Genomic DNA, 2081 nt, shown 5'->3' with positions numbered 1-2081 from the left:
GCCGTGCATGCGCGCGGTCAGGTCGCCGGCGGCGATCGCTTTCAACAGCGTGGACAGCGCCTGCAGGTTGCCATCGGCGGTGGCCATCAACTGGTTGAGGCTCTCGACCATCAGGCGGAAGTCGTACTGGAAGCGCTCGGCGTCGCCACGCACGCTGAAGTCGCCGGCGGCGGCGGCGCCGGCCAGGTGCTTGATCTCGGTGTTCATCGCGGTGAGGTTGCGCTTGACCGTGTCCATCGTTTCGGTCAGCACCGCTTTTTCGCCAGGCAGCCGATCCATGTCCTCGGACAGGTCGCCGATGGCGTAACGGCCCATGATCTGCGTCAGGCGCATCTTGACCGCGATATGCGAGGCGGCCAGGGCGTTGCTGTCGTGGACCATGCGCCCGTAGTCGCCGGGGAAGGCCGCTTCGTCCATGCGGTAGCTGATCTCGCCGGCGTCGTGGCGCTGGGCCATCTCCTTCTGTGCGTCGAGTACCGCGCGCAGCTGCTGCTGCATGCGTTGCAGCGATCCCAGCAACTGCCCCAGCTCGTCGTTGCGGGTGTACTGGATACGGCTGTCCAGGCGGCCGGCAGCGACCGCGCTGGAGACTTCCACCGCACTGGCCAGCGGCTTGACCACCAGCCGGCGCAGCAGCAGATAAAGGCCGCCGCTGAGCAGCAGCGCCGCGCACAGGCCGACCGCGGCGATGGTCCACAGCAGGTTGCGCGCCTGCGCCATCAGCACCGCCTTGGGCACCGCCACGCCCAGCGCGAAGCGCTCCTGGGCCTGGCCGATCTGCAGCGGCACATACACTTCCACGTCGGTGGCGCCGGTCTGCGGATCGACGCTGTCGCGGCCGACGGTCTTGCCCTGGGCGATCTCGGCCAGCAAGGCGCGGGTGGCCGGATCCTGCAGCTTCTTGCCGACCAGTGCGGGATCGCGGTCGGCGACGATGGCGCCGCCCGGCGAGAGCAGGCGCACGCGGCCGGCACCGAGCGGACGCAGCTTGGCGACGCGCTGCTGCAGCGTGGCCAGGCCGAAATCGGTGGTGACCACGCCCAGGAACTTGCCGTCTTCCAGGATCGGCGTGCTGACCGTGGTCATCAGCACCTTCTTGCCGGCGATCTCGTAATCGTAGGGTTCGGCGACGGTCGGCCGCAGCAGCTTGCGCGGATTCAGATACCAGTCGCCGGCGCCGGCCACGTCATAGTCGCGCAGCGGATCGCGCACGAGTTTCCCGTTCTGCCAGGACCAGTACACCATGTAGCGGCCGCTGGCGTCATGGCCCGCGCTGTTGACGTAGTCCGCGTCCTTGCCGTCCAGCGCCTGCGGTTCCCATAGCGTGCCCATGCCGGTCCAGTCCGGATGCTGCTGCAGTTCGCGGCGCAGGCTGTCGCTGAACAGCTCGCGCGCCTTGTCGTGACCGCGCTGGGCGAGCAGGGCATTGGCCAGCGCCTGGTTGGAGACCGCGGAGGCGCCGATGGTGTTGCCGATGCGCTCCGATTCCAGGCGCGCGGTGTCGGTCATGCCGACCTTGGCGGAGGCGAGCAGGGCGGAACTGCTGCGGGCGTAGATGATGGCGGCGGTAATGCCGAAGCACAGCAGGGCGATCGCGGCCACGCCGAGCATCAGGCGGGTGGCGACACTGCTCGGGCGAGTGGAGGACGTCGTGGACATCGCGGTCGTCTCGATGGCGAGGAGGGAAAGATCGCGCTGTCGTGGACCGGAGCCTGTTGCCTGCGGGCACAGCAGACCGGAGCGGAGACGTGCGCGACCTTCCGGTTATCGGCACGGCGTCCCAGAAATGTAGGGCGTGTTTGTGGTGCAACGCCACATACGCCCCGGCACCGGCCATGCGGCCGGAACCGGATGCTCTGTCGGTCGCGGTGGACGGCACCGCATCGCGATCGGTTCCCGATCACGGCATGTCGAGCGTCGGGCGCGGCGCCGTGACGCACGACCAAGGCGGCTCGGCGGCCGACAGGACGATGACAACGAAAAAGCCCCGGGAGCGATCGCTCCCGGGGCCGTCGACGCGGACCGGCGGCGACGGCGCGTGCTCAGAACTCCTGCCAGCTGTCGTCGCCCGCCGTGACCGC

Annotated in this window: 2 protein-coding genes; one reads left to right on the top strand and one right to left on the bottom strand. The window is 69.0% G+C overall.

The features are described from left to right. Positions 1-1659, bottom strand: a 1659-nt coding sequence (locus D588_RS0119195) for a HAMP domain-containing protein (protein ID WP_043086150.1), incomplete at its 3' end; no start/stop codon positions are given. Between the two features lie 176 nt (positions 1660-1835). Between D588_RS0119195 and D588_RS28610 the strand changes: the two genes are divergently transcribed. Next, positions 1836-2081: hypothetical protein (locus tag D588_RS28610; protein WP_232764333.1), on the top strand; the 246-nt coding region annotated here is incomplete at its 3' end.

This window comes from Xanthomonas sp. SHU 308 (assembly GCF_000364645.1).
Lineage (GTDB): Bacteria > Pseudomonadota > Gammaproteobacteria > Xanthomonadales > Xanthomonadaceae > Xanthomonas_A > Xanthomonas_A sontii.
This window is presented reverse-complemented; position numbering and strand designations above follow the sequence as displayed.